Here is a 26,158-nt window from a genome sequence, read left to right as displayed (position 1 = left end):
TGTTGGTATAGAATGACATGTAGATAAATGTACGAAACTTTTCTTTATTCCCCTAGAACGGATAACCGATAGCTAAATTAAATACGAGGTTTTCGCGTCTCCATTGCGAATCACGGAAATCGATGTATTTGAATACCCAACGATCACCCGGATTCCGATAGGGCACACGTACAGGTATCGCAAAATCCGTCCGGATAATTAAAAAGTCCAAATCAAGACGTAATCCCAATCCTGTACCTACTGCCAGTTCTTTATAAAAATTTTTCGACAACTTCCCACCCGGCTTGTTTTCATCCTCTCGTTGCAACCATATATTCCCGGCGTCTATAAAAGCTGCCCAATGCAGCATACCCGCTATCTGTGCCCGGTATTCCGTATTAAGCTCTAGTTTGAAATCCCCCGTTTGGTCAGCAAAGAAATTATTTTCACCTAAGTTTTCGGGAAGGGCAGACCCCGGACCGACGGCTCTAGCACGATAAGCACGTAATCCGTTGGGACCGCCGGTGAAATATTGCTTTAAATAGGGAAGTGATCGAGAATTTCCGTAAGAATGGCTCAAACCAACCATTACTCTTGAGGCAAGTTGGGAGCTGGAAGACAATTTCATGTAATGACGAAAGTCTGCTTCCGCTTTGACAAACTGTGCATAAGGTGTTCCGAAAATCTTTTTAGCGCCTTCATCGTAGTTGGCTCCTTGAATCAATCCCAATACATTTCCAGAAGTATTTAAGCCTGTTTTTACATAAAAGGTGTGCTTACGAGCTGCTTCCATCGAATTGGTAAAGGTATAGGAATAATTGGGGCCAAAAGAAAACTGAGGATCCACAATATGACGTAGGGTCGGAACAGTATCCATTTGTGCACGATAATCATCGGTAATATTACGTGGTTGTACATAGATGATTTCCGCAACCGCCAAGTCGTGTTGCTTTTGGTCATCTTCTTTCCAATTATAACCATAATTCATCGTAAGCGAATTAAGTGTATAGGCATTGCGACGATTCAGAAACTCATAACCGACTTTTGCATACGTTTTCGGAATATAACGTCTAGACGGAGCCCATTTGTAGGGTGATAGCAAACGTGGCCATACAATTCCAACCTCAGTCCCATAACGTATATAGGCTGAGTTTAGATTTACACTACCCCCTGTCTGGGTCTCATAGCCACCAAAAACACTAACCGTAAGTGTTTCAAAACCTTTAAATGCATTGCGAAGTGTCCAATGCGCATTAGCTTCCGTTCCGTTATACACAGACGCCGTTTTTCCAATCACTTCGAAACGGATCGATTTACGTTGCATGGGGGTAAGATGGTAATAAACATCCATGGTGTTGGCCGAATCGGGACTATCAACAAATGTATTTTTAACAAATTTAAACGCATTGAGATTGACCAGATGGCTAATAGTTCGATTGTGTTCCCACCGTGTATACGTGTCTCCTTTGTTGAAAAAGATATGGTTGGCCAACACTTTTTTACGATAGGTATCCTGCGGGTCTATAATATAATACTGGTCGTTAAACAATTGCTGTTGCCGAGGACGTGTTGTTTGGAAGCCCTCAGATGTTTGCCGATAGTTGGGGTAAATAAAAATGTTCCCTATTTTCTGAGGTTGTTTCGCTCTCTCAGGTGTTTCGGGCTTTACCGTGACATACATATCTACTTGGTGATTTCCCCGGCTGCTGTCCACTTCCATTAATAAATGGTCAGGTGAAAAATAATAATATCCTTTATTTTTTAAATCATTGTCAATGCGGTCTCGCTCATTTAGGATAACATCTAAATTATAATTGCTCTTCACATGCAATAAGGATTGGGATTTTGTGCTTAAAATATCCTTTCCGAGCTTTGTAGCCGAGTCTACTTCAAAATCAACTTTGGCGATTCGGTAAATCTTTCCGGGGAATGCGTTATATATAACCTCCGCCAACTTCCCATCTATGGTTGTGTCCGATGTAACATAAGCATTAAAAAAGCCAAAGTTCTCCATCCGGTTGCGCAAGAGATTTTCGTTGTACTCCCGATTTACATCACTAAGTAAAACGGGTTCTTCTCCTTGCTTTCTCAACCATCTATTGATTGCACCTGATGATGAGTCTGGTCCTCCTCCCATATTATACAGACCCAGTTTGAAACGCATACCCAAAATCTTTTTATTCGGTTTGGGGCGGAGCATTTCTTCCAGATGTGTTTCAAATGCTTCTTTTCGTTCTTTCGGAATGCTATCTTCGGAATGGATGACAACATGTCCTTTGTTATAGAGCTTTTCATCTTCCGCAAGATATTTGGTTGAATTACAGCTAGCCACCATAGCCATGGCGATCATGCCTATGGCGATATCATGCAACTTAGTCTTCATACGACCTCCTTTCCTCTTCATCGTCTCGGATAGCATTTGTTGTAGTATCTATTTGTGTATTCGTTGAATCTTTTTTTTCCTGTTCTGCTTCTTGCTCTTCCTGCTCTTCCATTTCTTCTTTTCGGATAGTGCGATGGGTAGAATCCGTTGGTCTGTCTGTCTCTGAACTGTCGGCATCATTTTCTTGCCGTTCCAGTTGTTCTTGTTTCTGACGTTCTTCCACCCGTTTGCGGAACTCCGGGCTGTTTTTCATGAGGCTATCCCGAATAACGTAGCGTACACTATCCCGATAAACAGAATCTGTTTCCATCCGCTCCACATCGAAACGACGCCGAAAACTCCGACTATCCGTATTGTAATATTGCTCTAAGGCTTTGGAGCTCATAAACAGTTCTTTGAATTTGTCGTAGCTCATCGTGATAATGAACCCTATACCAGTTTCGACAAATTGCCCTTGTAGCGTAGCTTGATATTGATTTTTTCGGTATACACGGGCAAAGTAGCGTCCGTCTTTTGAAAGTTGATAATCCAGCGAAATATCTCCTGCGATATTCGATGCTTTTTCTCCCGGACGCGTGTTCCCTTCGACTTCGAAATTGGAGCCAATAGTAACTTTTAAGCGATCATCAAATAACATCTTAGATACGCCCACGTTTAAATCTGTTCTCGTTTGTGCATTCCCGGTTAGATAATCCTCTTCTGATTGTAGATTGAAATCAAGTTCTACTCCTTTTATAAGGTCAGAGGCTAGATTGTTCAACTGGCTGCTTAAGAACGAACTTACGGTGTTCCGGGCCATCGCTTCGGCTCCGCCACCGCCCGAAAGACTTTCAAAGGGATTAGCAGACATAAAACGACCAAGCGCTATTAATGAAAATACCTGTTTATTTAATTCTGCCGGATCTTCACGTATGTTTGCTAATGCAATATTAACTTTACTTACAACGTCTTGGGAAACGATTGCGTTATTCTCGTCCAGATCAATATCAAAGTTAATTTCCGGTTTGAATAACTCACCCGTGAGGATTAATTTAACATCGAAAGGAATCCGCTGTTTATAGAGATTTTGACTTTCGCCGCCGATTTGTGACTGCACGAGTTCCAATGTTGGAAAGCGACTTCGGTATATGGCGGTGATATCCATACGAGCATCCAATGGGTCACCATTCCAAGTGATGGTGCTTCCTTTCTGGAAAAGGAACGGCTTCGAAATCGGTCCTAATGAGAATGTATAATCTCCTTTTTCTACCGTGTAAGTTCCCGACATGGTGATTTTGTCACTTGCATCGATGGTTGCGTTCAGCTCGGCAATACCTTGTATGTTGAGCGCATCTTGCGTGCCCTCATCTAGTATAACTTTGAATTTTGCCTCCGGATCGGTGGATAGATTGAGGGCAATGTCCATGCCAGACAGTTGCGTAGCTGTCGTCATCGAATCCAGTCGGGCAAACACATTCGCGCGGGCCGTATCCGAACGATTCACAAATTTAACAACACCATCCCGTTGCGCAATGCCCGGATCATCGTTGGGTACAATAAGTGCAAAGTCCGTATTCTCGTTGACCTTAATATCTCCCTCTACCCGGGGTTGATCCAAATTGCCGCGTATACGAAGATTTGAGGTTAAATATAGTTTCCCAAAAAATAAATCGTTGTCTTCTCTTGTTGAATTGACCGCGGCGAAATCGTCCATGGTCAAGTTTAGATTGAAATTGAAATCCGTATAGGTGGTGGTAGCTATAGAGCCGTTTAATAAAGTCGAATTACCGCGCATATCCTTGATTTCAAATTTTTTGAACTGTATGCCTTGGTTGTTGAAATGTATAGTTTGGTTATCCATGAGGAAGTCCGCATTTAACATCGCGACGTTCAATTTACTGTTTTGGAATGTCAACCCGCCATTGATTTTCGGTGCATCGACAGTTCCCGTGATTTTCAAATCACCTACCAAATCGCCTTCGCAGTCTTCCAGATAACCCAAGCTAAATGCTTGTATCGTCGTCATCTTCATAGGCTTCAAGGATAGTGTAGCGTTTAGGGTGGCCGGTCCTTCCGGTGGACTGATAAAATCACCTGCGAGCTGTACGTCATTCCCATTTCCTTCGATTTTAACATCAGCAGAAAATGTGTTTTCTTTAATGTTGTCTACTTTAACCAATACGTTACCCACGGTGTCTTTTCCGAAGTAAAACCTGTCGATCGTCAAGTCAGAAACAAATACAGGGCTGCTCTCCAGGCGAGATAAGGTCGCTGTACCGTTGATGCCCCCACCTACATTGAACATTTCCGAGGCCAACATTTGCGCGAAGGTCTCTATTCTGAAATTGTTAAACGTCACATCAATGGGTGCGTTCGCTATTGAATCTTGTGATTGGACAAGGAGCTCCTGTCCATTATTCGTTAAACGGAAATTGTTTGCATGTATACCGCGTTCCCCAAAGCTAATTGTATTCGTCGTGTCAATACTCCAGTCTTCATAGTTTAATTTCAACCCGTCTTCATGAAGACTGAACATAAAGTTGCTTTCAACAGCCTGTAGTTTTGCCCCTAAATGATACTGTTCTTTATCCTCTTTGTCTTTTATCCAAAGACCAAAATCGATGTTATTCTCTACTACACTACCACTTGCCACAGTATTATTCAATTCAATATTCCCCATTTTGATCTTATGGATGAGTGCAGAATAATATAATGTACTATCAAATGTCGTTAAATCGATACCTACATTTTCTATAGACGTTCCCCCATATACAATCTTTGGTGCAATGAGTTTGGCCATAAAATTTTGTGTAGTGCTGTTAAACGTACCATCCAAGGTTATATCACGCATTTCTTCTAAATCTGGTAGAAAGTTGCGTATAAAGCGAGAGTGATTTAGCGTTGCACTAAATTCGAAGCTCTGCGGATCATACGAGGTCGTATCTTTCGGGGCATTATTTGGATTATAGTATATCCGAACGATATCCTGTAAAGCAGGTGCTAGTGCCGTGAGTTGGTATTTTCCAACCATATGTGCCCGGAGAAATTCTGATCGTAAAAGAAGCATATTTCTACTGGTATCTGCAAATGCCTTTAAGGAAATGCTATCTAACGTATAACGAGCGTCGTTGTATGCGATTGCGGAATTGACAATGTCTAAAGAACCGTTTAAGAAATCGGGGTCGGCTGTTTCAAAATCGGCGACAATTTTTCCATGATACCGAAAATCATCGTCCATAAGTTTCAAGTTTTGCAAATTCACGCTGTCAATCATGAGTGTGGCGTTTACCTTCGGATAGGTATTGCGCATGTCTGCTGCAAAATCCATGTTGAACTGTATGTTGGGATCAGGACTGTTTAGCGTACCTGCGATATCACCATCTTTAGCATCCACGTGCAGTTGGATATCGCGATAGGCATATCCCATCGCATCCAAATGATTCAAGCGTCCGTCTATAGATGCGTCCATGTTTTTGGGATCCAATCCGGTTCCCACCACGGTGGCTTCTGCAGATATTATACCCAAAACAGAATCTTGATTTAGGATATTTCCAATATTCAAATCGTCGATGGATACATAGGCGTTGTATGTTGTATCTGTCCCCATTTGCATATTACCGTTCACTGTAGCATTGCCTTTCTCGGTTACCAGGCTCATGTTGGCATCGAAGCCAGACATGCCTCCTTTGAATGTTCCCGATAGGCTGATGGCGTTGGGGAGTTGTAAGCTGTCGGGCATCATGGACTTCGCCACCAAGCGTTCGATATCCGCTCTGCCGGTTGTGAATTTTTTCAAATTCAAATCGATATAGAGTTTTTCGGTATCCGGCAACCCGCGAATGACGGCACTGGCTATCAGATGTGTACGATCTAATGTCTTAAACTCTATGTTGGGAATAGTCAAGTTATCCATCCGCCCTTTTACGGCACCATTGATATAAAAAGAACGTGCCAAAAGTGGTTTCATAATCTCCATCGTATCCAGATCTGGTACGAAGTAACGGATATCACGCATGTCCAGTGTTGACCTGTTGATGTTAGCTTCTACAAGTACTTTGCTTGGATTTTCTGTTAAGGCGTCTAGTGATGGATAAGATAGTTTGATATAATCCCGGATGGTGGTTTTGGGCGTTTGTGCAAGGAAATTCCGAATTTCCACACCCGTATTATGATATACGAAGTCCGCTTGCAACTTTTTGATGGAAAAACCGGAATGATCGGCCATCGCTAGATTTTTCAACGAGCCCGAAATAGAGTCGCTGGAAAAATAAAGGTCGTCGAGTTCTGCCAGAAAATCGCTGATTTTAATGTTGAAATAGTCGAAACCCTTCATACGCGGTTCGTTATCATCCCTAAACCATATATTGGTTTTGTCGATGTCTAATTTATCGGCCGAAACAATCCAGTTCATGGAACTACTATCTGAGGTGGTGTCAGATACTGTAGTAGCCGTTGGTGTTGATGCTGTTTTTCTCATAAATATTTGAGAATCAGATTCATCTAGCGTAACCTTGCCTAAACGTACGATTTCCTTATTGAGATCCATTTCTTTGATCTCTGCCGCTAACTTCCGAATATCAAATCGGGTGTCCATAGCAGCTGACGAATCTTGATATTCCACCAGAATATTGCTCAAGTCTAGGTTTTTTATCTCCAGATCCGGTAGTAGGGAAGACTCCTCGACGGAAGTATCCGTAATACCAAAATCTTCCGCGGATGGAGCCTCTCCATCAGATACTGGTGCCCACTGTTTAACTAAAGCCGTTAGTCCGTCCAATTTAATGTTGGGCATCGAAAAGGCCATATTGTTGGTTAGGTCAAACTTCTTTACTTTCGTGTCGAAATGTGTTAACCTAATGTCCGCATTTGTTCCAATGACCTCGTCGCGATAAACGAAATGTATACGTTCAAAAAGTACGTCGTTGATATCGAAAACAAGGGCGGAAGTCGTATCGGCATTTGCGGTACTTTCTTCTTCCGAAGCAAACGCTTCGACAATGTAATCGAAATTAAAACTGCTATCGGGCAGTGTCCGGTTTATTTTAGCCGTAATACCCTTTAATTCTAACTGCTGTATCTCAACGGTATTTTTCAACAGTTTAAACATATTGATGTCGACCAATAATTTTTCGCCGGCAATCAACGTGTCTTTGGATTGGTCTTCAAAATAGACGTTTTCCAGCACGAGTTTTTTAGGAAAAGTAATGTTTATATAACCGATGTCAACCGGTGTGCCGATCTTTTTTTCCAGATAGTTCGTAACCTTGCCCACCACGTAGTTTTGAACCGCTGGCATTCGTATAAGAAAAATTAGCAATAGCAGAAGGGCAATAATACTGCCGATAATCCATAATATTGTTTTTAAAGCTATTCGTCCGAATCGATTCAAAGTAATTTTCTGTTAAATTTTATGTGACTTTATTTTGTAATCCTCTTTAATCAACAAACGTAAAAAGAGTAGAAATGTTCATTCTTACTGTTAATTATTTGTCGATACAAATTAACAAACAAAAATAAGTTTTGTGAACTATTAATGATAAAAGAGTAATATTGTAGTTTAGTTTGACGATGAAAATACTGATTATAGAAGATGAAATAGACCTTTGCGATGTGATGAAGTCATTTCTCGAAGGTGAAAAATATATCGTGGAAACCGCTAATGATTACGCTAGTGGATTCGCCAAACTGGCTAATTATGATTACGACTGTGTGTTGCTGGATATTATGCTGCCAGGTGGTACAGGTATGCAACTGTTAGCGGAATTGAGAACACTGGGAAAAGATGACTCCATCATTATCGTTTCGGCGAAGGATTCTGTGGAGGATAAGGTCGAGGGATTAGAATTGGGGGCGGATGACTATCTAGCAAAGCCTTTTCATCTAGCGGAGCTTTTGGCCCGTATCAAGACAGTTATCCGCCGAAGAAACCATCATGGAGAACAAGCCATTCAGTTCAAAGATGTTAAATTATTTCCGGAAGAACGTAAAGTTCTTATTGGAACAGAGGAAGTTCAGCTAAACCGGAAAGAGTACGACTTGCTATACTATTTCATGATACGTCCCGAAAAGCTGATTACTAAAACATCGCTTGCAGAGGCTGTTTGGGGTGACGATGCTGATCAATCCGATAACCTTGATTTTATCTATTCACAAATAAAAAATTTACGACGAAAACTCAAAAACAATCAAGCAGAAGTTGACTTTCAGGCAGTCTATGGCATAGGCTATAAATTGGTATAATACGATGCAAGTCTCTCTTAAAAATTATACGTTACGTTATCTGAGTATCGCCTTTCTCGTTATTATCACGATTTGGGCTGCATTGTTTTACGCCTTTATTCTGGAAGAGGTATACGATAATGTAGACGATGGATTGAAAAACCAAAAGATTTTGATCCTAAGGGAGGTGTACGAGGATCCGAACCTTCTGGAAACCAATGAATATGGCATCAACCAGTTCCGAATTACACCCGTTGGTGATGATGATGATTTTTCAGAGGAGAATTATCTGGATAATGAATTTTTCTATATGCCTTATGACGATGAGATGGAGCCCTATCGGGTATTGCGTACGGGGTTCTACGCGCCGGATCAGCAGCCTTATCATCTAGAAATCCGTACGTCTACGGTCGAGGAAGACGATTTGATACTAAATCTGACTACGGCACTCATTGTTTTATACCTTGTGCTTGTTTTGGGCGTATATTTAATTAATGAATCGGTTCTTCGACGAGCTTGGCGCCCATTTCGAATTATTTTGGAGAATTTAAATCTTTATCGCTTTGGGAAAAAGGATTATTTAAAGCCTGTATCTACCAATATTATGGAATTTAATCAATTGGATGAGGAGATACATCGGATGTGGCGACGGAATGAGGAAGTGTTTAATGAGCAAAAGCGTTTTATTGAGAATGCTGCACATGAGCTGCAAACACCTTTAGCCATCACGATTAATAAATTGGAAATGTTAATGGAGGACGACTCCCTCTCCGAAAAACAGCTGACACAGTTAGCGGACTCGAAATCATCGTTACGAAGATTGGTAAATTTGAATAAAGCGTTGTTAATGCTTTCGAGAATTGAGAATAAACAATATAAAGATGTTAAACAGATTAATCTAAATCAATTGGTAAAGGAGATCAGTGCAGATTTTCAGGATTTTTTATCTTTTAAAGATATCACCTTACAGTTGACGGAAAATGGGGTGTTTGATACATCGATGAATAAGGATCTGGCGCTTGTATTGATTTCTAACCTATTCCGAAACGCCATACGATATAATATCAATGGGGGAATAATAACTGTACATATACAACATAATCAGCTTTCTATCACTAATACAGGAAATCAAGTTTCTTTAGATCAAGAAAAAATTTTTAACCGTTTTCATAAAGGTACGCAGGATAGCCAATCGAATGGTCTGGGACTTGCTATCGTGAAATCTATTGTCGATACCTATCCCGAGTTGTCGATTAATTATAGCTTTGAGGATAATAGACATGTATTTTCGCTGAAGAAATAAAATAACATTATTCCAGTTCCTAAATTTTTCCTAAATCAAATACAATTTTTGTAGTATCAAAAGAATGTATTAAAAATGAAAACGTTATTAAAAATAACCGTAATGATATGGTTGCTATTTATTGTATCGAACGCTTCTGCGCAAGATAAAGTAATATCATTTGCAAAGCTACCTTTTAAAGCCCAGACATTCGTGAAAAAGCATTTTTCAGAAAACGATGTTACGACAGTCATCATGGATACAGAATATCTTATCAAAAAAGAATATGAAGTACGCTTGAAGAATGGCTCAAAAATTGAATTTAACTCGGATGGAGAATGGGAAAAAATAGAGATGAAAGGAGTCGCCTTGCCCATACAAGTTATTCCGCTAGCAATTTCCCAGTATATCCATAAAAGCTTTCCAAATACGTTTGTAAAAGAGGTGAAGAAACAAAAAAATGGATATGAAGTGGAGATTTCAAACGGACTTGATTTGGAATTTTCAAAAAAAGGCGAGTTTATTAGAGTTGATGATTAACAAATTTTAGATTACATATAATGAAAAAAACACTATTTGGATTGTCTTTATTGGCAATGACATCGTTCTCAACTATTTCTTGTGATGACGATAAAGTGATTTCAGAAGCAGAATTACCAAAGAAATCTCAAGATTTCATTTCGGAGTATTTTGCAGGAAAATCTTATTCGCGAGTTGAAAAGGAAGGAAAAAACTATTCTGTAAAGCTTGGTGAGCCAGGCAGTCAAATTGAAGTAGACTTCGATGCTGATGGTAATTGGATGGAAGTAGATGGAGATGACGGGATATATATTCCGATAGGTTTTATTTTACCTAAAATTGTGGATTATGTAGAGGATAATCATCCTAATGACGGTATCAATGGTATTGAAAAGATAGCTTCTGGGTTTGATGTGGATTTAGTGGTTTCGGATACTGATTTGATCTTCAACGCGAGTGGTGATTTTGTGAGACAAGATAGATAACAAATAGGGGGCGATTCTCGCCCCTTTATTTTGTCTCATAATATATCGGACGTTGCATTTGTCTCTCCAATTGTCGGATGCGATTTTTATTTTTCTCATCGATACGGGAAGCTACAGCCCATATTGCCGCAGGTAACCAACCGATTAATGTAAACTGCAAGAAAAGACAGATAAAACCAATAAATATCTTTCCTCTCAAAAAGAACGATAGCCAAGGGAACAAGACTGCAATCAATATCATCGTATTATTATTTTAATATTTTTGAATTCTGTTTTTTTAATAAGGTTCTATTTCGTTGTTTTGAATAGATGTTTCTTTTTTGTGCTCCCGCTCAAAAGTAATATTTATTCCAAAAGCCAAAGCAAAAATAATACCGATTATTAGGGCAAAAGGAACAAGCATTGCGATCACAAAAGCGATAATGAAGGGAAGTTGGATGTATAGTTTACCTGTTTTCGACGTTATGCTGACCTTTGTCTCTTGAATCCAATCCGTGATTTTCTGAAATGCGTCGGAGATGTTGTCGCTGTTTGCAGTGAATGTTTTTTTCGTTTCCATGATGTTCTTTAATGTAGTTATTTATCTCTTTTTGTATACTCCAAAGATAGTCTAGTTACAAATATAACCGTAGGTAGAATAGGTGTGCTTAACGCATTTCTCGGTAAAAACAGTGTAGCACTCGGTGAAAAGGTGTGAATTTGATTCTTTGATGGTCGGATGGTAACATTTCCAGTTACTAGCGGATATATCTACGAGTTTAACAAATTTATTCACTAAAAAAATTAACGTTATGGAAAAACTTTTATCGAGGATGATTGTTCTAGAAAAGGACATCAAGCGCTACAAAAGAAAAAGAGGTATAAAATATCAAATGATTTAAATTATGGAAAAGAATTTTGACGTGCCTCATGGAAGCCACGAAAGCATACAGCAGGGTATGATACCAAATGAATCATTTCTGATGTTTATGGTGGGGTTTATAATGTTTGTTTTTAAACTTTGTAAACCGTAATATGCCATAGAGGCAGATACCTAGCACAAGGAAAGCAATTAAGATTTTCCATGCAAATTGGTGTAGACTTGTATATTTATGCAAGTCTACTTTTATATCTATTCCGGTATAGGCAATATTGGCCCAATACCAAGGATTTGCACCTAACGCGGATTGTTCGGAAAGATACCTTCTTTTTGCTTCCGCTAAAGCATGAATGGGCTTTTTATGTATCGTCAACTCCTCATAGAATTTTGCCATGATACCTAGCATAGCGTCATCACTAGCAAACCAATGCGTTGCCATTACTCCCGGAATTCCTTTGCTTAAGAATGCTCTATTGATGCTTTCCAAGCCTTCAGAAGGAAGAAGATTACCTGAAGCGGTATTGCAGGCTGAAAGAACCACAAGCGGTGAATTGATATGATAATAGCGAAGTTGATCGGCAGAAATAGCTTGATGGAGAAGTAGTCTGGCTTCCTGTTGCGGTGTAACAACTGTATGGGCAGCAATATGGATAATAGCGGGTGTAGGTAAATCTTGATAAGAGAAAATTCTCGTCTTATAATGTAATTGAAGGTTTTCCACCTCTTTTCTCACAAAATGAAGATCAGCTAGTGGAGGGGTGTATTTATCCCGATATAGTATACTGATTTGAAGATCATGAAATGATGTATTGGGATACAAGTCGTTAATTAAAAGGGAATTAACATATTGAATATCGAAGTCTTCCACTAAAAATCTGTCAACGTCTCGAAGTGCATCAAAAGGGAGGATGTATAACTCGTTATGGAGGGAAAGTCGCAACGTTGAAGATTGGGAGGGGAGAGACGGCAATAGCTGGTTCTTCAAGTATTGTGCGCTAGCAAAATAACGTTTTGGATTGTTGTTGAAACGATGGGGAGATGTCGAGAAATAATCTGTCTTAAATTGGATGATGGAATCCAGTAAACCTACACTCTTCTGTCGTACATAGGATATTTTACCCTTATCTATTTTGAAGATGGATAGCGTGCTATCGGGGTGGATAAAATAGGAATACGTTAAGGATAAGCTATCATGTAGCTGTCGCTGAAAAGTATCAAAGTTTGGTAACGCCACTTTTCTGGTGAAATACCGCTCTTCTAATTGAAAATCAGTTAGCATGGATTGAATCGAGTGATTTATCTCGGTAAGGTCGCTGCTATCGGTTAAGTTATCACGTATCAGATAGAGCTGTTGGAGCTCTTTCATTCGTTGACTTATTAGCGTTGTCGTATCGCTTTCCCAAAATGTTGTCCGATTAATGTCATTCCAGAGCATACGACCTTTTGCTAGTTCAGTCAACCACAGGAGCTTGATTAGCTTCGCTTGACTAAAATTTTCTGGATTTCCGATGTGGTTAAAAACGAGACTTAAAAGTTGTTGATTCCATTTGTTTCCGGTAATATGACTGGTTTTGCTCGTAATATTTTGTTGGAAAGCAAAATCTTCCTCGATCGCTTGTTCAAAATGATAAAATGCGGAATCTATATGCTGTTTCGCATAAACTAAACCTAAGTTTTTTAATACGGAAATTTTGGTGTAACTTGATATGGAAGGTGAAGCAACATGCTCGTCCAACAGTTTCTTTGCCTCCTCAAAACAGGCTTTAGCTTGTATGAATTCCTCTTTTATTAAAAAGTTCTCTCCAAGGGTGTTATAAAGATTTGCTTTTTCTCGAAAACGGGTATGCGGAAAAACCTTTTTTTCTACCGATAAGGCTTCTACGAGATATCTTCGACTTAAATCTGTTTGATTTTCTTGTAATAGAAATATGGATTTTCGTTCCAATACCGGGATTTTGCTTAATGCCAAATTTTCATCTAAGGGCAATGTATTCGCTATTTCAAGAGCAAAATTAGTATGCCATTTGGCTGAATCGATATTGTTCAGGGTAACATACGCAGAGGATAAGGAGTAATGCAAAAGAACATTCAAATAATCGTTTTTTGCATGGTGTTTTAATCCCGAAAGTGCGGCATTTTTTGATTTTTCATGTTCACCCTTGTACACATACAGGAGTGCAAGATTGTTGTAAAGCGACGCTTTTGTTGTGTTGTTTTGTGTTTCATCTATAGCCTTTAACTGTAGATTTTCCGCCTTTTCGTAATCCGCAATTACCGTGTAATTATTAGCAAGAGGTTTGTATAAATACGTTAGCCTGTCTTCCCGATTTAACACGCTGTTTTCGTTATCGTACAGTAGCGCTTTTTCGTAATATTTGATAGATGCTAAAAAACGGCTGTGTTCCCGAAAGCTATAGGCCATGTTGATCAGAATCCAAGTATATGTTTCTTTCTGTGCTTCGCTGAGCATTTTGTTTTCTATCGGTTGGAGAAAGAGATCCGGCTGTTTCTCAAAGGAAGCATACTGATCGTATGCCAACTCTCCGAGCGAATCGATGAAAGAGGTCGCGATAGAATCTAATCGTTTATTGTCCGGCACATGTACCTCTGTTTGATTCCTACAGGCTAGGCAACTAAAAATGAACCCGATTAGGAATACTCTTACAATCGCCACATCAAATAGAAATTAAGGTTGCTCTTATACGTTTTGTCAAAATGATAACGTATGCCGAATGCAGGACCCAAGTACGCACGTCCTATATTTAGATCCATCAAAGGTGCGAGTAGCAAGGGCGATATTTTTTCTTTTTCAACATTTCTATTTACCGTGTGTTCCGTTCGTTCTCCTCCAGCATTAATCAGGTGATAGGTTGCTTGTTGATCATTCTGCAAATTAATGTTCGTTTTGACGAGTGCGCCTATACCTGCCGATATATATCGACTGATATTGTAACGAATCTGCACGGGTACTTGCAGGCTAAGATATTTTTTTGTGGCTAAGCTGTCTAAACCACTGTATCCGTAGTACATAAGATCTCCTCGCTCATTGGGTAACTGTATTTCCCCTTTTCGGTCAAAAAATGAAGTCGCATAATCCACTCCAAAGGTACTCGCATAAAGTTCTACTTGCCAATAAGGTTTCTTATAAGGAGCGATAGGGGCTAATCCTACGCCAATGGTCAGCCCTTTTGTTAATTTGCCGATTTCGTCATTAGGATGTTTAGCAGGAGCGTTTAGCCCCAACGTAATTATCGGGGATAGTCCCGGACGGAAACGAGCCGTTGACGTATTGGTGCGAATGGGGTCATTTTTGTCAAAATAGATATTGGTGTAGCTCGGAAGTGATTTGTTTTGCAATTTCTTGTGTGATTTCAATGTAAAGCGAATAAATCCCTTGGTGCTATCTTGATCTGTAATCGTTGGAGAAGCGGTTCCGGGTAGTGCGATTCCACGAAAATGGAAAATGATTTTATCGTCATCCTTGATTTGGTATGTATAGCACCCCAAATCTTGATTAGTTAAACAGGTATCGCATTGCGGATAGAGGTTGAGTAGCCTAAAGGTGTTTACATCCACTTGATTGGGGAAAAACATCTCCAGACGGATGTTTTTCGCATCACCCTCGCCATCGTTCTGAAATTGTACTTTATAGGTCAGTGTTTTCTTTTTAAACTGTAAACGATAATCCATGAGAGCAGGTCTTACGGACATTTTATTAGGATCATGTGATTTGATGATCGGCACGTCGAGTTTATGGATAACAGGATTACCGCCTTCCGCAAGATATATTCCGGTAACCGTGACTATAGCATTTGTATCCGCAAGCATTTCTGGTGTAATATCTAGATTGATAATGGAAAATTGGCTATCACCTACATCACCCTCAATTTCATATTGCGTCACGGTATTGTATTCATCCAACAGATTGTTAAAAAAACGCGCGGCTTCATCACCCCTAAAATCTAGCTCCTCCCTGATCCCATAATCTGGGCTGCCACTTTGTGTGATGGAGGTATGCGTTACATTGGCCCATAGGGATTCCAATTCTTTTTTACGCTCCATAGGCAGAATATTTTCATTATGATAGCGACTTTGATCAGCGACAATGAAACCATTGGGATTAATAAGCTTTTCATTGGTTAATAACAGAATTTTTCCCTTAGCGGCACTGGGTTTCACGCCGACGATCAACGACATATCTTCGCCGGGCACTGCGTTGGCATTTTTGAACAGTTGAAAGACTTCATTCGATTTGAAGAAATTACGTTCGAATATATTTGGAAGCTTATCCGTACCTGCTAATTTAGATTCTACTTTCACTTTCGTTTTAGGTTTCTTCGGCCGAGGGCCATTGTCGTAATTGTTGACAATATATAAGGAAACATCGTATTCTCCAGGCTCTTCATATTGGTGTTCCGGTGATTCCTGCGTACTGAATTGCCCGTCTCCAAAATCCCATAAATAAGTGTAGTAGGCTTGGCGACCTCCCGGAATGGGCACTAAAGGCCGTATAACCGGGGTAAACTTAACACTATTTGTTAGGTATTCCGTTTGGATAGACGATGGAAACGTGTCTTGCCGAACCACTAAAGTATCCTGCCCCAAAGCAATATGGCTATAAAAGGCAACAAGTAGGTAGTAGAGTGCTCTTTTCATAACTTACCAATTGGTAAAATTCTTTTGTACTATTTCCAAAAATAGCGTAATTTGTTATAAACTTAAGAAACCGAGCGATAAATATTATTAATACACAGCGATTACGTGAAAATACTGACCAAGTTACATGCATAGCGATCAAAAATATATTCAATTTCTGCTTCAGAATAATGGAGAGGGGATACAGCATATCTATCGGAAATTTGCCGACAAAGTAGTTGCATTGATCCGTCACAACAGTGGAACTGATGACGATGGATTTGACATACTACAAGAATCCTTGGTCGATATTTACCACATGGCAAAATATAAAGATTTTCAATTGACCACCTCTTTTGAATCGTTTTTATTATTGGTCAGCAAAAGAAAATGGCTGAACGAATTAAAAAAAAGAAAAAACAAAGAGGTAACAAATGTGGAGAATTATGTATTTGATATAGAAGATGATTCACAAGCAGCGTATAGGGATCACATGACACTGGTTGAAAAAGAAAAAATATTAATGGAACTTGTCGATACGTTAGGTGAGCGGTGTCAGGAAATTATTAAGCGCTGTATGGTGTCAAAGAATCAGGAAAAGATTGCGATATCTCTTGGGTTGACGTATGCATATCTCCGAAAGAAAAAAAGTGAATGTATGGCGAAATTGGGTGAAAGAGTGAAAGCGCATCCTTTTTTTAAAGGGAATAGAGAAAAAACAAATAGATGAAAACGAGAGAAGAACTTATTCAGGATTATATCGATCAAGTCTTATCACCAGCAGATAAGCAACTATTCGATACACTTTACGAAAGTGATACTGAATTTCGGGCAGAATTGAAGTTGCAGGAAGAAATGACTAATCTACTTAGTCGTAGGCTTTCGTCCGAAGAGGAAACTTTGCGTACCAATCTTAAAAAGGTAGAAACAACATATCGGAAAGGAAAAGTGATCCTTTGGAAACAATGGCTTATACCTTTGGCGGCAGCAGCCTGTCTTTTAATTGTTGCGAAGTTTGTTTTCTTTCCGTCAGATACTGCACTATATGAGTTGCCAGAAATGCGTTCAGAAATTGTACGTGGAAACCAAAATAACGAAGCAGATAGCTATGAACGTGCTGTAGAAGCTTTTAATGCAAAAGATTATCAAGAGAGTACACCGATTCTGTTGGAGTTACACTATGCTGATAAGGCAATTCTACAATATCAATTTTATCTCGGACTTAGCTTAATAGGCGAGAAAAAATTTGATGACGCACAGAAATATCTACTGTTTTTGGCAGATGGTGAATCTGTTTTCCAACAAGAGGCTAGTTATTATTTGGGCATTGCTTTGATGGAGTTAGGACAAACGGAACAAGCAAAACAGAGGCTATCTAACATTGATCCATCGTCCAAAATTTACGAAAGGGCGAAGAAGTTGTTGGATAGTATAAAATAAAACAGGAGGTCCTACACCTCCTGTTTTATCGTTTGACCATGATGCTCTTACGATTTCGGAAGCCTAGGGTCATTTACAAAATATTGAAATACATCTATATTCTTCTCCACTAACCATTCATAGATTTTTGCTCCATGACTTAACCGCTTTACACCCCATTGATGCAACGTGGTTAAGTCGGGTAGGGTGTCTGTTAAGAAAACATTGAGTGGAAGCTGGGTAGAAGAAACAATTTTCTGAATATCTTCTTTTGTTTCCACGAGGGGAATAAAGAGCCCGTCGGCACCAGCGTTTTCATATAGGGACGCTCGGGTGATGGATTCTTCCAATGGCTGTGTATGTTCGGTTGTGTACGTATCAGCGCGAGCATTGATAAAAATTTGGGGTGTATTGGTTTTGATCGCTTTGATTTTATTTGCCAACAATAGCGCATCCTGTAGCTTTCGTTCGCCGTCAATGACCTTACCATCTTCCAAATTAATCCCTACTACACCGAGGTCGGCCAGTTGCTGAACATGCTTGGCAACGGTATCGGGGTCATCGGAATACCCCGCTTCGAAGTCTACCGATACTGGAATGTCAACGGCTTTCACAATGCGTTCCACCATAAACAAGATTTCGTCTACCGATATCTGTTCGCCGTCTTCATATCCTAAGAGATTTGCAATCGCATGGCTGGAACTTCCCAGCGCTTTAAAACCGGCGTCTTCTGCAACTTTTGCACTTTGTGCATCCCATACGTTTCCTAATACTAATATTTGATTTTCCTGATGAAGCTGTTTAAATGTAGTATATGACATAATCCTATGTTTTTACTAAAAGAACAGCAGAAAATGGGTTTGGTTTTTATTTACTGGATTTCATTGCTTTGACAAGTTTTAAATGCTTGTTGGTAATAAACTTTTCATATTCGGGTGTTTCCATACCATAAATAGCTATTTTGCCCTGCTCATCGTAATGGATACCAAAACCATATGCTTTGGTGAGGGGAGAGGCCCGGAAACAAGGCTGTCCTTTAGAAAAGAATTGTTTCCGGGCGTGTTCGTATTCTGCTTCCGTCAAATCGTTCCGAACTGCAAATACTTGGAATAGTACATCATCGGATGTGAATTTGTAAGGGTTGTTTGTCAACAGTTCATATTGCATTTCCGCAATCGTCTTTTTATCTCCTCTGGATCGCGGTATCGTTCCACAAGCTACTTTAGTATCATCCGCTACCGTAATGAATGTATCCATGTAGTTTGTTGTGTGGGCTTTCATAGTGATCAATATAAGTAATGTTCCTATCCTAATGCAACTAAGCTTTCCTCCAGAATCTTAATCTTTGTTTCGGCATCTGCTTTTTTATTGCGTTCGTTCTCCACGATGTCCGGTTTGGCATTCTGTACAAAACGCTCGTTGGATAACTTTTTGTCTACGGAGACTAGGAATCCTTGGAGATAGACGATTTCTTTTGTAATACGTTCCCGCTCCGCTACCACATCAATATTTCCCGTGTCCAGCTTTACATAGCATTCACTCTTTCCGGCAAGAAAACTTAAAGCTCCAGTTACTTTGTCTTGCACGAAGGTTAAATCCGAAATATTAGCTAACTTGATAATACCATCTTGGTATTTTGCGAAATCAATCTCGGTGCTGTTAATCGCTAACGGAAGAGGTGTTTTAGGCGACATCCCTTTTGAGTTTCGTACACTACGCACCTCCGAAATGATTTGCTGTACCGTAGTAAATTCCTTAATGATTTGCTCATCATAAGCTTGTACAGCCGGATATTGGGCCACGATAACACAATCTTTGGTGTCGCGTGAACCAAATAATTCATCATGCCATAGCTCTTCGGTCAGAAACGGCATGAACGGATGAGCCAATGTTAAAACTTTTTGGAAAAATTCTTTGACTGTTTCCAGTGTCTCTTTCTCAATAGGTGCTTGATAAGCCGGCTTTACTAACTCCAGATACCAAGCACAAAAATCGTCCCAAATCAACTTATAGGTTGTCATTAAGGCATCAGAAAGACGATAATTGGAAAAATGTTCATCTATTTCAGCCACGGCTTGGTTAAATCGGTTTTGAAACCATTGTGCGGCTGTTTTTTGCGCTGCGGTTGCTGGAGTATTAGTGCTTTCCCAACCTTTTACCAAACGGAAGGCATTCCAGATTTTGTTGGCAAAATTTCGACCTTGTTCGCAGTAAGCCACGTCAAACATGAGGTCATTTCCGGCAGGAGAGGAGAGAAGCATTCCTACACGTACCCCATCGGTGCCATATTGTTCCATGAGTTCGATAGGGTCGGGTGAATTGCCCAGTGATTTAGACATTTTTCTTCCTAATTTATCACGGACAATCCCCGTAAGATATACATTGCGGAACGGTGGTTTCTGCGTGTAGTCATGTCCCATAATGATCATACGCGCCACCCAGAAAAATAGAATCTCAGGTGCAGTTACCAAATCATTGGTTGGGTAATAATAGTTGAAATCTTCGTTTTCCGGATGGCGTACACCATCAAATACAGACATTGGCCACAAGCCTGATGAAAACCAGGTATCTAAAACATCAGCCTCTTGACGGATACCGTTTACGGACTTGCCTTGTGCTTCCAATTCTTGCAGCGCTTCTGTCTCTGTTTTCGCAACTACCCATTCATTATTTTCATTGTACCAAGCAGGGATACGTTGACCCCACCACAGTTGACGGGAAATACACCAGTCTTTTACATTTTCCATCCAGTGCTTGTATGAAGCAAAGAATTTTTCCGGAATCAGCTTTATTGTTCCATTTTCAACGTATTCCAAAGCCGGCTTCGCTAACGTATCCATTTTGCAGAACCATTGCATAGAGAGTTTTGGTTCTATAGCAGCGTCCGTGCGCTCCGAAAAACCAACCTGTGATTTGTAGTCTTCGATTTTCTCTATCTGATCGGCTTCTTCGAGCATTTTAACGACTTTCTTGCGGGCGATAAAGCGATCTTCGCCAACGAGGATTTGCGCTTTTTCATTCAGTGTTCCGTCATCGTTCAAAATATCGATAACCGGCAGATTATGCTTTTGTCCTAACTCATAGTCGTTCAAATCGTGGGCGGGCGTAACTTTTAGACAGCCTGTGCCAAATTCCATCTCCACGTATTCGTCTTGGATAACGGGAATTTCACGATTTACTAAAGGAACAAGGATTGTTTTTCCCTGAAGATGCTGGTAGCGTTCGTCGTTAGGGTTGATACAAATAGCGGTATCCGCCATGATCGTTTCGGGACGGGTGGTCGCAATAATGATATGGTCTTCGCTATCTTGGATTTTATAACGAATATAATACAATTTCTGATTGACTTCTTTGCGAATTACCTCTTCGTCCGAAAGTGCAGTTTTTCCCTGCGGATCCCAATTGACCATCCGCACCCCACGATAGATATAACCGTCTTTGTAAAATTTAATAAACGTATCGATAACCGCTTCGGATAAATCTGGATCCATTGTAAATTTAGTGCGTTCCCAATCACAAGACGCCCCCAACTTTTCCAATTGCTTCAAAATGATACCACCGTATTTGTCCTTCCACTGCCAAGCGTGTTTTAAAAAATCCTCACGTGTCAACGATTTTTTATCGATACCTTGTTCTTTAAGCATAGCAACCACTTTGGCTTCCGTAGCAATCGAAGCGTGATCTGTCCCTGGTATCCAACAGGCATTTTTGCCTTGCATACGTGCACGACGAATTAGTACATCTTGAATAGTGTTATTCAGCATGTGTCCCATATGCAGCACACCGGTAACATTCGGTGGCGGCATCACAATGGTATAGGGTTCACGTTCATCAGGTGTCGAACGGAAAAAGTTATTCTCCATCCAATAAGAGTACCATTTTTCTTCCGCTTCTTTTGGGTTATAAGTTTTTGCTATGCTCATTATCGTAAATCGTTCAAAAATCGAAATGCAAAAATACAGAATTAGCTGCAATTGTGCGAATGCGTTGATTTGCATTATTATTGTGTAAATTTGTAGTTAATTTTATATTAATTTACGGCTGCAGTAAGTTTTCTTTTTTATTTACGAATGAAATATAGGTCTTATAATTTAGTGAATACCTTTTGGTTATTAACTATTCAATTTCTCCTGTTGTTACTTTTATACGCCCTATTGCGTATAGGGTTTTACGCTTATAATAGCTCGTTATTTCCCAATGTGGCTACAGATGATTTTCTTTTGATGCTGTGGGGTGGGATAAAATTTGATGTGGTTGCTTTACTATATTTAAATATTCTCTATATTTTAATGCAGACCATACCGTTCGCATTCAAATACGCACGTCTTTATCAAAGAATAGCACATTGGATCTTTATCGTTACCAATAGTTTCGGCGTTGCACTCAATGTGATTGATTATGCGTATTATCCGTTTACCTTAAAAAGAACAACAGGAACAGTATTTCGTCAATTTGCGAATGAAGAGAATCTTAGTAAATTGGCTTTTGATTTCGTGTGGGGATATTGGTGGCTGGTGTTGTTTTTTATTGTTTTGGTTTTTGTAGTGAGGGCCATAGCCCGTATAGTTATCGTATACCGTCCTCAGAAACTTTCATTCCCATTTTATACAGCTCATACTGTGTTATTTCTATTAATCGCTTTTCTATTTATCGGGGGAGTACGTGGGGGATGGGCACACAGCACCCGTCCGATCACATTGAGCAATGCGGGCGACTATGTACACAATCCCGAAGAAATGAATATTGTGCTAAATACGCCTTTTAGTATCTTAAAGACGTTAAAAGCTGTTCAGTTTAAAGAAGTTCATTTTTATACCGAAGACGAACTGCAGAAAGTTTATCCTGTTATTCATCAACCCAATGATACCGCCGATTTTAAGAAAATGAATGTGGTGGTTTTGATTTTAGAGAGTTTTGCAAAAGAACATATTGGTGCATTGAATAAAGATATACAAGGAGGGAGTTACAAAGGATACACTCCTTTTTTGGATTCCTTGATTGGAGAATCCTATACGTTTTCCAGATCCTTTGCGAATGGTAGAAAATCCATTGATGCGTTGCCATCGGTTATTACAGGCATCCCATCGATAGGTGAACCTTTTGTCTTATCTATATATTCTGGAAATAAAACGACGAGCATGGCGAAGCTGCTGGGTAATGAGGGATATGAAACGGCTTTTTTTCACGGAGCTCCCAATGGGAGTATGGGTTTTTCGGCGTATATGCAACTCGCGGGAATTCAACATTATTTTGGTAAGAATGAGTATAATAATGACAAGGATTTCGATGGGATATGGGGTATTTGGGATGAACCTTTCATGCAGTTTATGGCGAAAGAGCTGAACAATCTACAACAGCCTTTTTTTGCTGGATTTTTTTCTTTATCGTCTCACCACCCCTTTAAAGTACCTGTTCAATACGAAGGAAAATTTCCCAAAGGTCCTCTTCCGGTACAAGAACCTGTGGGGTATACGGATTACGCTTTACGACAGTTTTTTAAGACAGCCTCGCAGATGACCTGGTTTGACAATACACTATTTGTTATTTGCGCCGACCATGCGACAGTAAGCCATTTGCCTGAATACAAGACATCTGCCAATAGCGTAGCTATTCCGATTATCTTCTATCAACCGAGCGATGGTAATCTGCAGGGCATTTCCGATAAATTGGTACAGCAAATCGATATTATGCCTACGGTAATGAATTATCTCGGGTATAATAAGCCGTATTTTTCTTTTGGTTTTGATGCTTTTTCCAGTGATAGAGATAATTTCTTAGTCAATAACATTAGTGGTACCTATTGTTTCTTTCAAGATGATTATTTTATGACGCACGATGGAGACCAGCCCCTTTCCTTATTCAACTTACGAGAGGATCGCCTAGAGCAGCATGATCTGTTGTCAAAGAAGCCACAAGTTGCGGATAGCTTGGAACGGAGCTTAAAAGCTTTTATCCAGCAATACAACAACCGCATGATCCATAACGATTTGATAGCGCCATAAAGCGGTATTAAAACAATGCTTTTCCGAACCGGTACCGTAAGGTAAATGCTTGTTGGTTACTGAGTTGATCCGGTGCGAAATGGAATGAGGCCGTAAACCTCCCTTCCAGATTTCCCTTTCTGAAAGGTGTCCAGCCCAAATCAAGACGGTTGTAGGTATCCCGGTGATAAAAGGAATCGCCGTTGGGAAGATTTTGGGCATCACCAAGGTATAAGGTATTGCCTAGAAAAAACTGTTTATATCCGATGTAAATGTTGGAAATAAAACCTCTTGCTACACCGAGGTCATACTCATTGCGTACACGGTCGAAGCCAATGGCCATACCAACATCTACAGTCAGCGAGTCCAAAAATGTCTTACGGCTTAAATCAGCACCTATACGCAGAATGACGATACCATTATCCTGTATATTATCTTCAAGTTCTTCATTGTTCGTTTTTGCGTTATGGTAGAGTAGTGCATCGTCGACTACATAAAAGCTGCCGAAAGTATATTTTCCGGAAAGACCAACTACAAAACGTTCCCGCTGATGATAGCTTTGTTTACTCAGCCAATCGATATAGATCGCCTGTTTTATATATTGGTTTCGGAAAGCAAAATACATACCTTCTATATTCGGACGCTCATAGAAGAAGGTGTCGGCCAGTACTATTCTGGGCACATCCGCCAATCGCTCATGACGGGGCATGTGTCCTAATGCAAAATCAATATTTTTGTTGCTGAAATTATAGTACGCAATAGGGGAGATACGTTCCTTATTTTCACTATGTATGCCGAAGTCCTGATTGTAATGAAGCCCGCCATAAATGCGGTGATTACTGTCTAAGGCAAAATACAGTTTAGGCGATATAATGGTGCCTAGGAAAGTCTTGTCTACTGTGTAACTGGATTTATATTCTCTATTATCAACATATCCAAAGAAATCGACTTCTAAACCCATTTGTTGCTGTGCTTTCGATATCGAGGTAACGCCGAAGCACATGACGGCAATAGCTAAAACGAGTATATATTTTTTCATGAGTAATAGTTGTCCATAGCAAAAACGTATTTTCAGAAAAAAGGTCGTCTCTCTATAGAAGAAGACGACCTTTTAGAGCGTGTAGGTACCTATTTATACTTCTAATAATAACCTTGCTGGATCTTCCAGTAATTGCTTCACACGAACGAGGAAGCTTACGGATTCGCGGCCATCAATGGTTCGGTGATCATAAGATAACGCAATATACATCATCGGACGGATAACCACTTGCCCGTTTTCAGCTACTGGACGTTGCACGATGTTATGCATGCCCAAAATAGCAGATTGAGGGGCGTTTATGATAGGTGTAGACATCATGGAACCAAACACACCACCGTTAGTGATCGTAAATGTTCCACCTGTCATTTCCTCAATAGTCAATTTGTTATCACGTGCTTTTGTTGCGAGATTAATAACTTCTTTTTCAATTTGATATAAGCTCATGGATTCCGCGTTGCGGATAACCGGAACCACCAAACCTTTAGGAGCAGATACGGCGATAGAAATATCAGCGAAGTCTGAATAAACAATTTCGTTTTCTTCTATACGCGCGTTAACCGCTGGCCATTCCTTCAATGCCATGGTTACAGCTTTCGTAAAGAATGACATGAAACCTAAACCGACACCATGTTTTTCTTTAAAGGCGTCTTTGTATTTCGCACGAAGATCCATGATAGGCTGCATGTTTACCTCATTAAAAGTAGTCAACATCGCCGTTTCATTCTTCACGCTTACCAAACGTTTCGCGATTGTTTTACGGAGCGATGTCATTTTTTCCCGGCGTTCATTGCGTGAGCCGGCAGCAGCAACAGGAGTAGACGATGCTGGGGCAGCGGCAGGTTTACTTTCTGCTTTAGGTGTTGCAGGTTTTGCTTGTGCTTTCTCTGCGTCCTCTTTGGTAATACGACCATCTTTGCCGGTGCCTTTGATTGTTGACGGGTCGATTCCTTTTTCTCTTAATATTTTCGCTGCAGCTGGAGATGCTGTTCCCGCAGCATAAGAATCTGAGCTTTCAGTTTCTTCTTTTGCCAGCGCAGTTGTCTCTTCTTTTGCAGCAGGAGCCTCTTCTTTTTTATCTGCACCTCCAGCTGGAGCATCTCCATCTTCGATGGTACATACTACCGCCCCAATTTCTAAAGTGTCACCCTCTTGTGCAATAATTTTAAGGATACCTGCCTTTTCTGCAGGTAATTCAAAAGTTGCTTTGTCGGATTCCAATTCAGCGATGTTTTCGTCCATTTCAACGTAATCGCCATCTTGTTTTAGCCATTGTGCCAAGGTCACCTCTGTGATCGATTCTCCTACGGCAGGTACTTTGATTTCTAAGCTCATATTTTTGTTTTCTATTATATCAACAACAAGGATAATTGTTGATATGT

18 protein-coding genes are annotated in these 26,158 nt (G+C 40.0%); 7 read left to right on the top strand and 11 right to left on the bottom strand.

Annotated elements, in window-relative coordinates; all coding sequences use genetic code 11:
* Positions 1-52: 52 nt before the first annotated feature.
* On the bottom strand, positions 53-2,383 hold the full coding sequence (gene tamL / locus EWE74_RS08140) for a translocation and assembly module lipoprotein TamL (protein WP_130140970.1): 2,331 nt from the start codon (positions 2,381-2,383) through the stop codon (positions 53-55).
* Positions 2,352-7,637: a translocation/assembly module TamB domain-containing protein gene (locus EWE74_RS08135; protein WP_239018585.1), complete on the bottom strand. Its 5,286-nt coding sequence runs from the start codon at positions 7,635-7,637 to the stop codon at positions 2,352-2,354. Before EWE74_RS08135 ends, tamL begins: the two co-directional genes overlap by 32 nt.
* 272 nt (positions 7,638-7,909) lie before the next feature.
* On the opposite strand from EWE74_RS08135, the gene EWE74_RS08130 reads away from it, so the two are divergent.
* From EWE74_RS08130 to EWE74_RS08115, 4 genes are all read left to right on the top strand, one after another.
* Entirely contained in the window at positions 7,910-8,581 is a 672-nt protein-coding gene (locus EWE74_RS08130; protein ID WP_130140968.1) for a response regulator transcription factor, read from the top strand.
* A gap of 4 nt (positions 8,582-8,585) precedes the next feature.
* Positions 8,586-9,863, top strand: coding sequence for a sensor histidine kinase (locus EWE74_RS08125; protein ID WP_130140967.1), 1,278 nt, complete (start codon positions 8,586-8,588; stop codon positions 9,861-9,863).
* Between the two features lie 75 nt (positions 9,864-9,938).
* On the top strand, positions 9,939-10,382 hold the full coding sequence (locus EWE74_RS08120; RefSeq protein WP_130140966.1) for a PepSY-like domain-containing protein: 444 nt from the start codon (positions 9,939-9,941) through the stop codon (positions 10,380-10,382).
* 20 nt (positions 10,383-10,402) lie between these two features.
* A complete protein-coding gene (locus EWE74_RS08115; protein WP_130140965.1) occupies positions 10,403-10,846 on the top strand; it encodes a PepSY-like domain-containing protein in 444 nt (147 codons plus the stop codon).
* Between the two features lie 25 nt (positions 10,847-10,871).
* Here EWE74_RS08115 and EWE74_RS08110 read toward each other — a convergent pair whose 3' ends face one another.
* The 4 genes from EWE74_RS08110 to EWE74_RS08095 form a co-directional block, all read right to left on the bottom strand.
* Complete coding sequence (locus tag EWE74_RS08110) at positions 10,872-11,087, bottom strand: YqaE/Pmp3 family membrane protein (RefSeq protein WP_130140964.1); 216 nt, start codon at positions 11,085-11,087, stop codon at positions 10,872-10,874.
* Positions 11,088-11,123: 36 nt separating this feature from the next.
* Positions 11,124-11,405 carry a DUF4342 domain-containing protein gene (locus tag EWE74_RS08105; RefSeq protein WP_130140963.1) on the bottom strand — a complete coding sequence of 94 codons (282 nt, stop codon included), beginning with the start codon at positions 11,403-11,405 and terminating at the stop codon, positions 11,124-11,126.
* A 394-nt stretch (positions 11,406-11,799) separates the two neighbouring features.
* A complete protein-coding gene (locus EWE74_RS08100) occupies positions 11,800-14,379 on the bottom strand; it encodes a CHAT domain-containing protein (RefSeq protein ID WP_130140962.1) in 2,580 nt (859 codons plus the stop codon).
* A complete protein-coding gene (locus EWE74_RS08095; RefSeq protein WP_130140961.1) occupies positions 14,367-16,361 on the bottom strand; it encodes a PKD domain-containing protein in 1,995 nt (664 codons plus the stop codon). Before EWE74_RS08095 ends, EWE74_RS08100 begins: the two co-directional genes overlap by 13 nt.
* A gap of 127 nt (positions 16,362-16,488) precedes the next feature.
* Between EWE74_RS08095 and EWE74_RS08090 the strand changes: the two genes are divergently transcribed.
* Together EWE74_RS08090 and EWE74_RS08085 are read left to right on the top strand one after the other, a co-directional pair.
* Positions 16,489-17,070, top strand: a complete 582-nt coding sequence (locus EWE74_RS08090) for an RNA polymerase sigma factor (protein WP_130140960.1) — start codon at positions 16,489-16,491, stop codon at positions 17,068-17,070.
* Positions 17,067-17,780: a hypothetical protein gene (locus tag EWE74_RS08085; RefSeq protein WP_130140959.1), complete on the top strand. Its 714-nt coding sequence runs from the start codon at positions 17,067-17,069 to the stop codon at positions 17,778-17,780. The genes EWE74_RS08090 and EWE74_RS08085 overlap by 4 nt, the downstream gene beginning before the upstream one ends.
* A gap of 47 nt (positions 17,781-17,827) precedes the next feature.
* On the opposite strand, the gene EWE74_RS08080 is transcribed toward EWE74_RS08085, so the two are convergent.
* The 3 genes from EWE74_RS08080 to EWE74_RS08070 are packed head-to-tail and all read right to left on the bottom strand — an operon-like array spanning position 17,828 to position 21,682.
* Positions 17,828-18,580 (bottom strand): isocitrate lyase/PEP mutase family protein, encoded by a 753-nt coding sequence (locus tag EWE74_RS08080; RefSeq protein WP_130140958.1) that lies wholly within the window; start codon positions 18,578-18,580, stop codon positions 17,828-17,830.
* 46 nt (positions 18,581-18,626) lie between these two features.
* Positions 18,627-19,040, bottom strand: coding sequence for a DUF6157 family protein (locus tag EWE74_RS08075; RefSeq protein WP_130140957.1), 414 nt, complete (start codon positions 19,038-19,040; stop codon positions 18,627-18,629).
* A gap of 23 nt (positions 19,041-19,063) precedes the next feature.
* Positions 19,064-21,682, bottom strand: coding sequence for a valine--tRNA ligase (locus EWE74_RS08070; protein ID WP_130140956.1), 2,619 nt, complete (start codon positions 21,680-21,682; stop codon positions 19,064-19,066).
* A 147-nt stretch (positions 21,683-21,829) separates the two neighbouring features.
* On the opposite strand from EWE74_RS08070, the gene EWE74_RS08065 reads away from it, so the two are divergent.
* Positions 21,830-23,761: an LTA synthase family protein gene (locus EWE74_RS08065; protein ID WP_130140955.1), complete on the top strand. Its 1,932-nt coding sequence runs from the start codon at positions 21,830-21,832 to the stop codon at positions 23,759-23,761.
* 7 nt (positions 23,762-23,768) lie between these two features.
* On the opposite strand, the gene EWE74_RS08060 is transcribed toward EWE74_RS08065, so the two are convergent.
* Both EWE74_RS08060 and odhB read right to left on the bottom strand, forming a co-directional pair.
* On the bottom strand, positions 23,769-24,779 hold the full coding sequence (locus EWE74_RS08060) for a hypothetical protein (protein ID WP_130140954.1): 1,011 nt from the start codon (positions 24,777-24,779) through the stop codon (positions 23,769-23,771).
* A gap of 93 nt (positions 24,780-24,872) precedes the next feature.
* Positions 24,873-26,111, bottom strand: coding sequence for a 2-oxoglutarate dehydrogenase complex dihydrolipoyllysine-residue succinyltransferase (gene odhB / locus EWE74_RS08055; protein ID WP_130140953.1), 1,239 nt, complete (start codon positions 26,109-26,111; stop codon positions 24,873-24,875).
* Positions 26,112-26,158 lie beyond the last annotated feature (47 nt).

The sequence above is a fragment of the Sphingobacterium corticibacterium genome, assembly GCF_004208525.1.
Classification (GTDB): domain Bacteria; phylum Bacteroidota; class Bacteroidia; order Sphingobacteriales; family Sphingobacteriaceae; genus Sphingobacterium; species Sphingobacterium corticibacterium.
Note: the sequence above shows the minus strand (reverse complement) of the source record. Positions and strands in the feature narration are given on the sequence as shown.